General features: G+C 71.1%; 10 protein-coding genes. 7 read left to right on the top strand and 3 right to left on the bottom strand.

The genetic code is table 11. The features are described from left to right. Positions 1-194 precede the first annotated feature (194 nt). The gene (locus BU204_RS25885) at positions 195-1,358 is read right to left on the bottom strand and encodes a PASTA domain-containing protein (RefSeq protein WP_143229742.1); all 1,164 of its coding nucleotides are present in this window, start codon (positions 1,356-1,358) and stop codon (positions 195-197) included. 179 nt (positions 1,359-1,537) lie between these two features. On the opposite strand from BU204_RS25885, the gene BU204_RS25890 reads away from it, so the two are divergent. From BU204_RS25890 to BU204_RS25915, 6 genes are all read left to right on the top strand, one after another. Then, positions 1,538-4,777 carry an ATP-binding protein gene (locus tag BU204_RS25890; protein WP_075128363.1) on the top strand — a complete coding sequence of 1,080 codons (3,240 nt, stop codon included), beginning with the start codon at positions 1,538-1,540 and terminating at the stop codon, positions 4,775-4,777. A gap of 47 nt (positions 4,778-4,824) precedes the next feature. Next, the gene (locus tag BU204_RS25895; RefSeq protein ID WP_143229743.1) at positions 4,825-8,400 is read left to right on the top strand and encodes an nSTAND1 domain-containing NTPase; all 3,576 of its coding nucleotides are present in this window, start codon (positions 4,825-4,827) and stop codon (positions 8,398-8,400) included. Continuing rightward, on the top strand, positions 8,388-8,780 hold the full coding sequence (locus BU204_RS25900) for a CU044_2847 family protein (RefSeq protein WP_075128365.1): 393 nt from the start codon (positions 8,388-8,390) through the stop codon (positions 8,778-8,780). The genes BU204_RS25895 and BU204_RS25900 overlap by 13 nt, the downstream gene beginning before the upstream one ends. A gap of 120 nt (positions 8,781-8,900) precedes the next feature. Beyond that, positions 8,901-10,232 carry a hypothetical protein gene (locus tag BU204_RS25905; protein ID WP_143229744.1) on the top strand — a complete coding sequence of 444 codons (1,332 nt, stop codon included), beginning with the start codon at positions 8,901-8,903 and terminating at the stop codon, positions 10,230-10,232. Between the two features lie 334 nt (positions 10,233-10,566). Beyond that, positions 10,567-11,259: a glycosyltransferase family 87 protein gene (locus BU204_RS25910; protein WP_158073516.1), complete on the top strand. Its 693-nt coding sequence runs from the start codon at positions 10,567-10,569 to the stop codon at positions 11,257-11,259. Then, positions 11,259-11,696, top strand: coding sequence for a glycosyltransferase family protein (locus BU204_RS25915; protein ID WP_075128368.1), 438 nt, complete (start codon positions 11,259-11,261; stop codon positions 11,694-11,696). Before BU204_RS25910 ends, BU204_RS25915 begins: the two co-directional genes overlap by 1 nt. 23 nt (positions 11,697-11,719) lie before the next feature. Here BU204_RS25915 and BU204_RS25920 read toward each other — a convergent pair whose 3' ends face one another. After that, positions 11,720-12,289, bottom strand: a complete 570-nt coding sequence (locus tag BU204_RS25920; protein ID WP_075128369.1) for a hypothetical protein — start codon at positions 12,287-12,289, stop codon at positions 11,720-11,722. A gap of 33 nt (positions 12,290-12,322) precedes the next feature. Beyond that, on the bottom strand, positions 12,323-13,030 hold the full coding sequence (locus BU204_RS25925; protein WP_075128370.1) for a hypothetical protein: 708 nt from the start codon (positions 13,028-13,030) through the stop codon (positions 12,323-12,325). A gap of 229 nt (positions 13,031-13,259) precedes the next feature. Between BU204_RS25925 and BU204_RS25930 the strand changes: the two genes are divergently transcribed. Further along, positions 13,260-13,553: a hypothetical protein gene (locus BU204_RS25930; protein ID WP_075128371.1), complete on the top strand. Its 294-nt coding sequence runs from the start codon at positions 13,260-13,262 to the stop codon at positions 13,551-13,553. Positions 13,554-13,562: the final 9 nt, after the last annotated feature.

A 13,562-nucleotide genomic window follows, 5' to 3' on the forward strand; every position in this document is an offset into this window, starting at 1 on the left:
CCGGCGTCGCTGACGCGAGCTCGCTTCGCTCGCCCCTTGACACCATTGGACCGGAGCTACGAGACGGCCTGTACGAGGGAGCCGCCGGGCGGTGGATCAGGGTCAGCTCGGCGAGGCGGAGTCGGGCCGTGGCCGGCGGCCGGGGCGAGAGTTCCGATGTGCCCTGCGCGTCGCCGTGGACGAGCGGAGGGTCCTCATCCAGGCTCTCCCGGGATGACCGTGGGGGTGAAACCAGGCGTCACCTCAACACACGTGTGGGAGAAGTCCAGCTGCGCGCCGGTGATGCCCGTCGGACCCAGGATCCTGACCCTCTCCCATCCGGTGAGCCTCGTGCCCCCGTCTCCCGTACGCAGCCACGTGGTGGTCACGGTCTTCGTTCCCGGAGCCGGGAAGTCGATGTAGTGCACCGGCCCGCTGGCGCCGTCGCTGCGCAGCCACTGGTAGACGACCCTGGTCGGTCTGGTCACCGAGATCTGCTGGGAGAAGACGGTCTCGTACCCGGTCGCGCAGCTGGAGTAGGCGGGGTTCGGGTCGGCCCGGCCCACCCCGAGGAACACCGGAGGCGACGCGGCCACGACGAGAGCCACGGAGCTGCCCCCGTTCACCACCGAGCCCGCCGGTGGGCTGGAACCCAGGACGGTGCCGGCGGGTTCCTCCGACTCCTGCTGGGCCACCTTCCCGACGGCGAGCCCATCCCTGACCAGGGTCCTCTTCGCGTCCTCGAGGTCGAGCCCGACCACCGCGGGCACCTGCGATCTCGGCTCCGGTGCGTCCGTCACGGTCCCGCCCCCGCCACCCGGTGGGGTCGGATCCGGACCGGCGCTCGGGCCCTGCTCGACGCCGGGGGGCTGGTCGGCGCCGTAGCCGCCGCCGAGGTCACCCCCGGGTGAACCGGGCAGGGTCGTCTCGGACGGCGGTGGCGCGGCCGCGGCGCCGGGCGCCCTGGCCACCACCAGGGTGACGCCCCGACCGCGGTCCAGCTTGCCCCCTGCCGGGGGGTCGGTGTGCAGGACCGTGCCGACCGGTTGGTCGGAGACCTGGTCGAACGTCGTGCGCAGGCGCAGGCCGCGCTCGGTGAGCTCGGCCTCGGCGGCTTCACGCGGCAGGCCGACCAGGTCCGGAACCTCCACCTGGCTCGGCGGGTCGTCACGCATCACGAAATAGACGACGACAACGATCGCGGCCGCGATGATGCCGGTTCCGGCCAATGTCAGACCGCCAGAAATTGGCCATTCCGCGCGCAGCCCGTCCACTCGGAATCGCCACCGCCGCCTTTTACCCTGCTGCTCGTCGGCTTTCTTCTCCTCGATCCTGCTTTCTTCGGTCTTCGTCTCGTCGGACATGGTCTGTTCGCTCATCCCCGCCCCCTCGGTGTGTTCTGATGAGCCATCACCCACCGAGGCGTGAATACCGGCGTCACATCGTGACTTCCGGCCCCACCGGCGGCCTATTCCGAGAAGGTTCACCCGTTTGGGTGCGCAGACCGCCGGTGGGAAGATGGGGAGCGATGGACGCGGCGGGCAATAGACATATTCTCGTGGGTCGGGAACACGTCCTGCACACCCTCCGCCTGGCAGTCGACGACGCCGTGGCGGGCCGGGGTGGGCTGACCGTGTTGGCCGGCGAGCCCGGTGTGGGAAAGACCCGGCTCGCCGAGGAGACCTGGGACTACGCGCGGTCGCGGCGGGCGGCCGTGGCCTGGGGCAGCTGTTGGGAGGGCGAAGGCGTGCCGGGGTTCTGGCCCTGGTCCCAGGTCCTGCGCTCGCTGACCGACGGCGACCGTAACCCGATCGTGGACGACCTGGCCGTCGCCGCCGACGAGATGAACCACCTGGTGTCCGAGGTGACGACGGTGGTGCGGCACTCCCCCGGTCCCCTCGCCACCGCCGGGCAGGAGCGGTTCCGCCTGTTCGACCAGGTGGCCCGGCTGCTGCGGGAGTGTTGTCGCTCCCGGCCCGTCGTGGTCGTCCTGGACGATCTCCACTGGAGCGACGCGTCGTCGCTGCGGCTGCTCCGGTTCGTCGCGCAGGACCTGCGCACCTCTCCGATTCTGATCCTCGGGGCCTACCGGGATGTGGAGATCGACGCCGACCATCCCATGGCCGAGCTGCTGGGCGAGCAGACCTGGTGCCAGCACCTCCGGGTCGGCGGTCTGTCCCAACAGGACGTCGGCCAGCTCGTGGCCGAGATCAGCGGCCTCAAGCTCAGCGACAGCGCCGCCGAGACCGTGCGTGCCGCGACCGGGGGTAATCCATTCTTCGTCCGGGAGCTGGCGGGTCTGCTGGCGGACCGGGAGGGCCTGTTCGACGGACCGATGGTCAATGGGTTGCCGGCGAGCCTCGCCGTGCCCGGCGGTGTGACAGCGGTGATCAACCGGAGGATCCAACGCCTGTCCCACCCGTGTCGGCAGATGCTGGAGGTGGCGGCCGTACTGGGCCTGGACTTCGACCTCGAGGTGCTGAGCGCTGTGCTGGAACGGCCGGAGGAGGCGACGGCGGCCCAGGCGGCGGAGGCCGTCCGCGCCCGGGTGTTGGTCAGGGAGCTTTGGGCGCCGGCGCGGTTCCGGTTCGTCCACGCCCTGCTCCGGCAGACGCTGTACTCCCGGCTGGCCCCCGGACGTCGCGTGGACCTGCACGCGCGCGCCGCCCGGGCCGTCGAGCGCCGGCATCGGGACAACCTCTCGCCGCACACGGCCCAGGTGGCCCACCACCTGTGGGAGGCCGGCACGGACCCGACGAGGGCGCTCGAGTACACGATCGAGGCCGCTCGCCAGGCGATGCACGCGCTCGCCTACGAGGAAGCGGTCACCCTCTTCGCGAGGGCGGCCACCATCCTCGAGGAGAGCTCGCCGGCCTCGGCGGTGCGCCGGTGCGACCTGCTGCTCGAGCTCGCCGACGCCCAGCTGGCCACAGAGGACTCGGCCGCGGCGCGGAAGACGTTCAAGGAGGTCGCCCTCCTCGCCCAGCGGGCCGGTGCCCCCGAGTGCCTGGCCAGGGCCGCGCTCGCCGTCGGGAACGTCTACGCCTTCGGCGTCCTCGACAACCTGGAGGTCGGTCTGCTGAGGACCGCACTGAAGGCTCTGCCCGGGGACGAGGTGAAGCTCCGGGCACGTCTGCTCGCGCGCCTGGCCAAGGCACTGGTGCTCACCTCCGCTCCGGAACGCCGCGCGGAGCTCGGCGAGGAAGCTGTCGAGCTGGCCCAGCGGACCGGCGATCCGGAGGTGCTCGGCTGGGTGCTGCTGGACCGGCACATCGCCATCTGGGGATCCGCGCCCGCGCCCGAACGGCTGGGCATGGCCACGGGCATCGTCGAGCTCGCCGAGGAGATCGACGACCGCGACCTGCTGGCCTGCGGTCGTGTCCTGCGGCTGGCCAACCTGCTCGAGCTCGGGGACATCGCCGCCTACGGCGCGGAGATCCACCTCCTCGAGCAGCTGGTCCGGGAGAACCGGATGACCGAGCTGCAGTGGCACGTGCCGCTCCTGCGGGCCACGGAGGCCCACATCGCGGGCCGCCTGGCCGAAGCGGAACGCTGGGCCGAGTACGGCCTGGCGCTGGGGCGGCGCGTCAACCACCCCGGCATTGACAGGTGGTACATGGCCGCCAAGAGCCTGCTCAAGCTCTGGCAGGGCCGCACCGAGGACGTCGAGCTCCTCGCCCGCCAGCTGATCGAGCGGGCGCCGGCCGTGTCGGTGCTGCGCACCGCACTGGCGCTCATCCTGGCCGAGACCGGACGCCCGGAGGAGGCCGCGATCGAGCTGGAGCGGCAGGGAGCCGACGGGTTCTCCAGGGTCCACCGGGACTTCACCTGGTTGGTGAACATCAGCTGCCTCGCGGCGATCTGCCACCGCGTCGGCTCCCGGTCCCACGCGGTGGTGCTCTACGAGCTGTTGCTGCCGCACGCCCCCTACCTCGTCCGGGCCAACCAGGTCGGCGTCGGCTGCGGCGGACCGGTCTCCTACTACCTCGGGCTGCTGGCCATGACGATGGACCGCCCGAGCGACGCGGTGGGCCATCTCGACGAGGCGGTCGCGACCAGCGAGCGCATCGGCGCGCCGCTCTTCGCGGCCCAGGCCCGCGCCACGCTCGCCGACTGCCTCGAGGCCCGGGGGCGGGCCGAGGATCGGCATCGCGCCGCCGAGCTCCGGCGGCAGGCGGACACGGCCATGCGGGCCCTGGGAGTCCGGCAGATCCTCCAGCCGCCCGTCCGGCTCCCTCCCCCGCGACCCCGGTCGGCCGTACTCCGGCGGGAAGGTGACTACTGGACGGTCCAGCACTCCGCCGGTCCGACCCGGGTTCGCGACCGCATCGGCCTGCACTACCTGTGCCGGCTGCTCGCCGAGCCCGGACGCGAGTTCCACGTTCTCGACCTGGCCGCCCCGAGGGACCTGGAACAGGGTGTGCCCTCGGCCGGCACCGGCCCCGTTCTCGACGAACAGGCCAGAACGGCGTACCGGCGTCGGGCCGCGGAGCTGGAGGAGGAGCTGCGCGAGGCGGAGTCGTTCGGGGACCACGGCCGGACCGAGTCGGTACGCCGCGAGCTCGAGGCGATCGCCGACCAGCTGACGGCCGCCTTCGGCCTCGGCGGTCGCGACCGACAACCCCGTTCGGACGCCGAACGCGCCCGATCGGCCGTGACGAAGGCGATCAAGTCGGCCATCGGCCACATCGGCGACCACGACCACGTCCTCGGAGGACATCTCCAGCAGGCGGTCAGGACCGGCACGTTCTGCGCGTACACCCCCGACCCCACCGCGCCCCTGACCTGGACCCTCTGACGAACGAGCGCGCGCCCGCGCTGCGGTAGCGTGTCACGACATCGTTGGTGGTTCTGGGGGCACGGGTGGGCGGCACGCGCCGGATTCCGCTGGAGGCGGCGGTGGTCCGCATCTGGGGAGCCGACACGCCCCGCGGCGCCGGGTTTCTCGTCGGGCCGCGTGCGGTGCTCACCGCGACGCACGTGGTCGCGGAGGTGCTCGGAGTGCCCGCCGACGGGCCGTCACCCGGCGGTGACGTCCGGATCGAGGTCGACTTCCCCCTGCTCGCCCCGGGGCGTCGGATTTCGGCCGCGGTCGCGGCGTGGGCACCGGTCGACGAGGCGCTGCGGGGCGACGTCGCCGGTCTCCGGTTGCTCGAACCGCCGCCGCCGGAGGCCGCGCCGCTCGTGTTGGTCCGGTCCGGCGGAGTCACCTCGGACCAGCTGGTCATGGTCGGGTTCCCGCGCGGCCTCGAGCTGGGCAGCTGGGTGTACGGCCGCCGGGGCGGCCCGGTCGCCACGGGTTGGGTCGAGATCAACGCCGAACCGGGCCGGGAGTCCACACTCGAGCCCGGCTTCTCGGGGTCGCCGGTGTGGGCGCCGGGCCTGGACGCGGCGATCGGCATGGTGGCCCGGCGGGTGCGCGGCGCGCCGCCCAAGATCGGTTACCTGATCACCGTCGCCACCGTACTGGACACCTGGCCGGAGCTGGCGGAGGTGATCGAGCGTCGGCCGCCGTTCCGGGCCCTGCGGCCGTTCGCCGAGGAGGACGCCGAGCTGTTCTTCGGCCGCGAGGAGCAGACCGCACAGCTCGCCGGGCTCGCGCGGACCACGCCCGTGGTGTGCGTGGTGGGGCCCTCGGGCGTCGGGAAGTCCTCGCTGCTGCATGCGGGTGTGCTCCCCGTGCTGCGGCAGGAACCCGGTCAGGTGGTTCTGGTGCTGCGCCCGTCGGACGGCAGTACGCCGCTGCACGCGCTGGCCGCCGCCTTCGACCACCTGCTCGCTCCCGACGCCTCGGCCCACGACCGGCTGGCCCGCGTCGACGACCTGGTCGACCGGCTGGCGGCTGGCGGCGTGGCCGACGTCGTCCGGGCCGTGCTGACCGAGCGGCGCGGCCAGCGGCTGCTGGTGGCGGTAGACCAGTTCGAGGAGGTCTTCGACGTCCCGACCGCCCAGCGGGCCGCGTTCACCCGGGTGCTGGTCTCGGCCACGCGCCCGGGGGCGGCGTGGTCGGTCCTGCTGAACCTGCGGGACACGTTCCTCGGGCCGAGCCTGGGTGACCAGGGGGTCCTCGAGATCGCCGCGCGCTGGGTGGTGGTCACGGTGGCCGACCTGACCAGGTCGCAGCTGCGCGGCGCGGTCACCGGCCCGCTGGCCGGGGTGGGCACGGTCAGCTACGAGGAAGGACTGGTCGAGCGGCTGCTCGACGACGTGCAGAGCGCGCCGAGCTCGTTGCCGCTGCTGCAGTTCACCCTGACCGAGCTGTGGGCGAGGCGGCGGGGTGGCCTGCTGCGGCACGACGCCTACGACGGCTTCGGCGGTCTGCACGGAGCGTTGGCGGGATACGCGCAGGACGTCTGGACCTCGTTGGACCCGCTCGCCAGGCAGCACGCGAGGCGGCTGCTGCTGCAGCTGGTCCGGCCGCTGCCAGAGGGTGAGCCGTGGGTACGGCGCACGGCCCAGCGCGACGACCTCGACGACGCCCAGTGGGCCATCGCGCAGCGCCTGGCCAGCACGCGGCTGTTGGTGTTGCGTGGCGGGTCACGACCAGGTGTGGAGCTCGCCCACGAGTCGCTGATCGCACACTGGCCGCGGCTGCGGGCACTCGCGGAGGAGTTCCGCGACTTCCGCGTCTGGCAGGAGAACCTCCGGCAGCGGATGGCCACCTGGCGCACCGAGGGTGAGACGCCACGCAGGCTGCTGTCCGGACTGGACCTGAGGGAGGCGAACCGGTGGGCGGCGCGCCAGCCGGTCGATCTCACCGCCGCCGAGCGGGAGTTCCTGGCGCTGAGCGGTCAGCGCCGGCGGCGCAGGTGGGCGGGCACCGCGCTCGTGATGACGGTGGTCCTGGTGGCCGTGCTGGCCACCGTCCAGTCGACCGCGCGGCAGCGGGGCGGCCTCGCCGCCGCGGACCTCGCCGAGGAGGCCGCCCAGCTGGAGCCGTACGACAGCTATGGCTCCCTGCAGCTGGGGCTGCGTGCCTACCGCACCGACCCGGACGTCGACTTCGGATACCGGGAGCCACACGACTACCCCGGCACCGACCGGCTGCTGCCCGACTACACCATGGTCGACCCCAACCGGTCCCCACCAACGCCGAGTACGACGGGCGGCACCGGGATGGAGGAGGTCGGCCGGCTCGCCAGGGGCATGTCCACCAAGATCAGCGGTGCCGGTACGCGCGTGGTCACCACGAACTCCGCCAACCAGGTCGTGGTGTGGTCCGTCGAGGGTGAGCGGGTGCGGTCCACGCCGCTGAGCGCCCTGTTCAACCGGCACGACGTCGCGCACCAGGTGGTGGTCAGCCGCAGCGGCCGGTACGTCGCGTTCGTGCAGACCGTGCTCCCGGCGTTCTCCGAGGGGATGGCGGACGCCCCGGTGGACAAGGAGGGCCTGCCGGTACCCGACCCGAACACCTCGGGCACGTGCGCCGTGAGCAGTGCCGCCCAGATGGTGACCTGCCTGGTGGTCTACGACCTCGACGCCGACAAGGTCGTTGTGGCCACCCCGCTCGGCGGTGCGGGCACGTTCGTCTCGATGATCGGCATCGACCCGGCCGACGAGGTGGTCGCCGCGGTGCTCCCCGGCAGCCGCGACCGGACCACCGTCGAGTCGAGCGAGAACACGATCCGGCGGTGGGACCTGAGCGACGGCCGCGAGTGGACGCCGCTGCGGGTCCCCTGGCGCAGCTGGTGGACGGGCATGTGGTTGCGGCCCGGTGGCACGTCGGCCGTGGTACGGGAGTTCATCCCGGACTCGACCGGCACGCGGCCGGAGCGGTACGCGCTGTCGATCGGCGAGCTGGGCCCGGTGCCGGGCCGCCGCGAGCTGGCGGAGAACATCAAGGACGCCGAGACGAGCCTGGACTGGGGCACGGTCGCGGCCGTTGAGAGCCCGGCGGGGAGTCCGGCCAGCATCACCGCCTGGGACACCGGGACGGGCCGGGTCGTCACGAGGATCGGCGACCTCACCGACGAACAGGACGACGGGTACCTCGGGGTGAACCGCGACGGCAGCGCCCTGGTCCTCCGGTGGCGGAAGGCGCTGCCGGCCAACCCGCCGACCGACGTCGAGGAGTTCGCCGCACTCAGCACGGGAGGACTGGCCGCGTGGTCGCTGCCGGAGGGGACGCGGCAGGAGGTGCCCGAGGGCTTCGACGACACCTGGCACCGGCTGGTCCCGCTGGGGGACACACTGGACGGTCCACTCGCGCTGACCCGTACCAGCGTCGTCGGCCTCACCCTGTCCAGACCCGGTGGCGCGCCGCCGTGGGACCGCATGGCCGGCACCGACGAGCCGTCGAGCCTGGACAACGACGAGCTGGCCGACCGGCTCTGCGAACTGCTGGCCGACCCGAACAACGACGCCAGCGTCCGCCCGCTCGTACCACCGGACACAGCCGAGGAGCCGCCATGCCCGACCTGATGAGCTTTCCCGTCGACGACGAGAACGACGTGCTGGTCGAGGTCGACCTCGACCAGCCGGAGATCGGCCCGGTGTCCAGAGCCGGGGACCTGATCAGGTCCGCGTCGACCTCGTTCGACGGCGCGCTCGCTCACGTTCGCAAGGCCGCCTCGGTCGCACTGGCCAGCTTCCGCGACATGGACGTGCGCCCGGACGACGTCGAGGTCGAGTTCGGCGTCAAGCTCAACGCCCAGGCCGGTGCGGTGATCGCCAGAACGGGCGTGGACGGGCACCTCAAGGTGAAGCTCACCTGGCGCCGTACGGAGGACGCGCCGCCCCCCGTCGCACAGGAGGATGCCACCCCTGACGAGCCTCGGCCCGGCGACCCCTCAGCTTCCTGACCTCCCCCAGCCGAACCTCGAAAACCCGGGGCACCCACGACCGGACAGAAACCACACCACTGGAATCGACGGTTCACTGTGGACAAATAACTGTCTTTTCCGATGCTCTAACCTTACGCCGTGCTGACCTCCAGACGTCGTCGCATCGTGCTCGCGATCGTCGCCGCGTTCACCGTCGTCCTCGTCGCCGGAGCCGTGTTGATCTATCCGGCCTGGCGCGCGAAGCAGGGCAACGGTGTCAAATGGACGACCGACATCACTGCCGGTGCACTACTCGACTACGACGAGGGTCGACTGCTCCTGGTTGACACCACCACCGGCCCAGGACAGCTCACGGTGGTGAACCGAAGGACCGGCGGCGTCCAGCAAGCAGGCACCGTCGACCTGCAGCGTCGAGCAAGCCTCGTACCCGATGGCGTCGTGGCGAGCGTCGGCGGCGAACTCATTCTGACTGGTGCGGACGGCGATCCAGTGTGGACCAAAAAGCAGGGTCTGGGCAGTTTTCCCTTGCACACCCTGGTGGCAGTGGACCTCGACGCTGGCGTCGTTCTGAGCGCGGTGGATCCTCCGGAATTTGGCGGCTCGCTGACGGCGTTCGCCATCGCCGATGGCGCTCCCGTGTGGACGATTCCGAACATCAACAGGGTTGGTAACTTCCGGATAAAAGCGGAACCCGTTCGACCACCAGGTGCGCTGCGCGACACCACACTGATCCCGGTGATCCGACAGGGCGACTTCGGGCCACATGCCACTGCCATGATCGCGACCTGGAGTCTCGTTTCGGTCAAGACCCACACCTTCGTGACGACTGTCGTGGAGGACACCAGCACCGGCAACCCCCTCGCGACGGGCGCGGCGACCGTGCCGAACGGGGTGGCCGACTGCTCGGCCCTGACGGTTGCCGCCTCCAGCACACCTGTTCGCTGGAAGGAGAGCCCACCCGCCGTCGACTGCGACCTGGTCCCCGCACTGGACTCCACCCGCGTCCTCATGACGGCGAGACGAGAAGCCGAACAGGTCGGCGGCCGGCACCGGGTCACGTTGCTGAGCCTGACACTGGAGTCCGGCGAGGTGACAAGGCTGGACTGGAGAGGAACCCTCGCCGACACGTACGTGCAACGGCAGGGACGGGAGCTGCAGCAGTCCTGGGGACGGTTCCTCTTCCTCGACGGCGTCGTCTACGACACCACCACCGGACAGAAGGCGTGGACCGCCGAAGAGGCGTGGATCACCGACGACGGCGCCGTGGTCGCGGAGCGCGTGACCGGTATCGACCGCCTCGTCACGGGTGCCTCGGACGACTCCCGCTGGCTGCGGCTCGTCGACCCCCGCACGGGCGACGCCACCGGAGGCAGCTACATCTCCGACCAGCCGGTGACGAACGCCTACCCCGTCGACGACGAGGCGCTGATCATCACAACCAGCAAGATCACCCTGCTCGGCGACGAATGACACCCGCGAGCACCATGTCGAGGCGGACGCCCCGCGGGCGGATCGCGCCACTCTTACGAGTGGTTGTGCCGCGCGGCTGTTAACCCCCCACCCGACGATGCCGACATCTCGACGTGCTCGAAACAGCGGAACGCCCTGTCGCGGACCTGGTAGGCACCGCCCGAGGGGTGGCCCGGATGGTGCCGCACCCCACGCACGGGCCAGGTCAGCTCCACCCGAGTAGAGCATTGAGCGAGCCGGGTTGAGCCTTCCGGGCCAGCGGGCCCTGCGGCGTCGGCCGGCTCCGCGGGCAGTCCGGCTCGCGTTGAGCATCGCTGTGTGTTCGCTCGGACTGGTGGTGGTGATCAGAGCGTTCGGGGTGGTCCCGGTGGATCTGTGGGTGTACCGGGACGGCGGTCGCGCGGTACTCGACGCCGATCCCCTGTATGCGGGACCGTTGGCACACGGCCTACCGTTCACCTACCCGCCGTGGGCGGCTATCCTCTTCACCTCGCTGGCACTCCTCGCCCCGGCTGCGGCCAAACTCGTGGTCCTCATCGGAAACTGCGCCCTGGCCGTCCTCGCCGCGGCGAGGACGCTGAGCACCCTCGGCCGAGCGCCGGTCGCCCTGGTCCTGGTGGCCGCCAGCGCGGCCGTCGCCACGGAGGCCGTGCGCACGACTATCCACATCGGTCAGGTGAACCTGCTGCTGCTGGCGGTCATCCTGTGGGACCTGCTCCGGCCGGACGACCGGCGGAGCAAGGGCGTCGGCCTGGGCCTCGTGGCCGGTATCAAGCTCACCCCGATGTTCTTCGTGCTGTACCTGGTGGCCACGAGAAGGTTCCGCGCCGCGATCACGGCTGCTGGCACCTTCCTGGCGACCGTGGTCGTGGGTTTCTCGCGCTCCTACCGACCGATTCCACCAGGTTCTGGATCACCGGGACGTTCCTCGACGCCAGCCGGGTGTACGCGGACGCCGCCGCACCGCAGAACCAGTCCCTGCACGGCCTCGTCCTACGACTGGGCGGATCGGCGTCCCTGTGGCTGATGCTCGCGGCTTCGGTGACGGCCTGCACGATCGTCGTGGCGACCCGGGCCAGCCGAAGGGGTGAGGAGCTGCTCGCACTCACGCTGTGCGGGCTGTGCGCCGCCGCGGTCTCGCCCTGGGCCTGGGGCCACCACTGGGTGTGGCTCCTTCCGCTCGGCGCGTTCCTGGTCACGCTGGCCCTGGGCTCGACCGCGAGGCCGCGGTGTCCGGTGTGGATACTGCCGGCGGCGCTGGTGCCGCTGACCGTTCCCCCCGTACTCGCCCTCGCCGTGCCACCACCGAACCACCAACCGGCACTCGACACCGGCCCGGTCGCCTTCGTTCTGGGCAATGTCTACGTCGTGGTCTTCGCCGCCACCCTCCTCGCCAGCGTCGTTCACCTGTCGCGCCTCGACCCGCCGGCTGCGCGGGCGGGGCTGGGGAGACGGTCCAGGTGAACGACGTGCTCGCGCGGCGTGCTCTAGGCGGGCATCGCCTTGCCGAACCAGTGGTAACCGCCGTGGCTGCGGACCAGGCCCGTGACGGCGGTACCGACGGCCGCGATGTCGGCGGGACTCGGGGTGTCCAGGTACCCCTCCTGCCCGACGTTGGGATGCGTGTGGAAGTCCACCACCAGGACCTCGTTCGCCTGGGGCGCGGGTGCGGTGGGGGTGCAGCTGTCCCGGGTGCTCCCGCCGGTCCAGGTCTCCACGCGGAAGGTGTCGCTGACCGTGTTGTGGAAGATCCAACAACCCTGTTCGTTCTTGGGTGTCTGTGGGTTGCCGCCGGGGAGGACCAGTCCTCGCGTCGCCGGCGACGGCAGCAGCACGGCATGCGCACGCGACTGCTCCCAGAGCGCGATCAGGGTCTGGCCGCACTCCTCGAGGATGCGGGTCTGGGTCACCGGACGCGGCCCGACGTGAGACGCGACAACGCCGCTGGCGTTGCCACCGCCGCCGTTGTTCCGGCCCACCGCTCGCATGGCGTTCCGTCCGGCGTTGCTGTTCTGCAGGATCGCGGCAAGTGCCGCCCTCGGATCCGGGTATGACATCGTGAGTGTTCTCCGTTCTGTGCTGTCCGCGCGTCACGCGCCCTGGCTGGCGAGCACCTCGGCCATCATGACCTGCAGTTCCTCGTCGCTGATGTCGGCGAGCTCCGGGTTCTGCTTCCGGAACTCGGCGAACACGTCGGGGCCGAACGCGGCGACGGCCTGGTCCACGGTCATCTCGGGTGCGGCCGTCCCGGGTTCGCCCGCGGTGGCCGGTGCCGCCACCGTGACGCCGTACTGGGCGAGCACCTCACGCGGTCCGTTCGCCGTCGCGTAGTCGCAGAACGTGCGGGCGGACGCGCCGACGCCCTGCTCGTTCGCGTAGTACAGGAACCACTCGACGAAAGCCGGCCAGCTCTCGTCGTTGCCGTCCCAGGACGCTCCGTTCGTGCGCAGGTAGGTGTTCCAGGCATCCGGGTCTTCCTGCGCCATCTCGGCGGCGATACCCTCCGGGCCCTGCTCGCTCTCCGCCACGGCGGCCGGCTCCGCGACCTCCGGCCACACGACGGAGGCAATCGCGGCCCGCAACTCCTCGACGTCACCGTTGTCGACGATTGCCTGCCCGAGCCCCTCCGTCGGCGTGCCGACACTGTCCGCCACCTCGGCGATGCGGGCGAGGAGTTCGGTCCACCGGGCATCGTCGGCGCTGGGCGTCGACAGACCGAGCAGCTCGTGCCACTCCGCACCCAGATGCGGGTCGGCGCGGCAGACCTCCGACACGGCATTCCGCACGATCTCTTCCATGAATGGCCTCCGTTAGTCCGTGCCCTCAACTTCGCCGAGCCGAACGACGGGTGCCAGGTACGAAAGGGCAGTGGGTAGGGCCAGTCTCGGCGCAATCCGGTCAAACCGACACATTGCCGCGCTGCCGCCATAGATCGAATTCTGCCTTGTAGGGTGTACCAGTTTTTCGTGTCGGCAAGCCGCAGCGCCCTGGCACCGCAAGATCGATTCTTACCGGAAGGACCGTTGAATGCGCAGAGGCCAGCGCGACCACGTCGACCCCACGGTTCAAGCCGCGCGCATCACCCGGCGGGGAACCTTCGTCACCGCGGCGGCCACGGTGATTGCCGCGTTCATCGCGGCTGTTGTCGCCGCCTACAATGCCGGTAGTGACGACGGTGAGGCGAACGCGACCCCCTCGACCGTGACCGTCGTCCGCCCGGCGACGGCGTCCGGGCCGGGCTCAGTCCCTTCCACCGACGACGCGTCGGACACCGGTGACGTGTCCGCTCAGAGCGTGTTTGAGATCTTCATGGTGTGGTGAACTGGCGTG

Origin of the sequence: Actinophytocola xanthii (assembly GCF_001921205.1) — a bacterium.
Lineage (GTDB): Bacteria > Actinomycetota > Actinomycetes > Mycobacteriales > Pseudonocardiaceae > Actinophytocola > Actinophytocola xanthii.

Excerpts from the sequence above, each read along its gene's own strand:
- BU204_RS25885 (WP_143229742.1), bottom strand. The coding sequence starts at position 1,358 with ATGAGCGAACAGACCATGTCCGACGAGACGAAGACCGAAGAAAGCAGG.
- BU204_RS25900 (WP_075128365.1), top strand. The coding sequence starts at position 8,388 with ATGCCCGACCTGATGAGCTTTCCCGTCGACGACGAGAACGACGTGCTG.
- BU204_RS25915 (WP_075128368.1), top strand. The coding sequence starts at position 11,259 with ATGCTCGCGGCTTCGGTGACGGCCTGCACGATCGTCGTGGCGACCCGG.
- BU204_RS25920 (WP_075128369.1), bottom strand. The coding sequence starts at position 12,289 with ATGTCATACCCGGATCCGAGGGCGGCACTTGCCGCGATCCTGCAGAAC.
- BU204_RS25925 (WP_075128370.1), bottom strand. The coding sequence starts at position 13,030 with ATGGAAGAGATCGTGCGGAATGCCGTGTCGGAGGTCTGCCGCGCCGAC.
- BU204_RS25930 (WP_075128371.1), top strand. The coding sequence starts at position 13,260 with ATGCGCAGAGGCCAGCGCGACCACGTCGACCCCACGGTTCAAGCCGCG.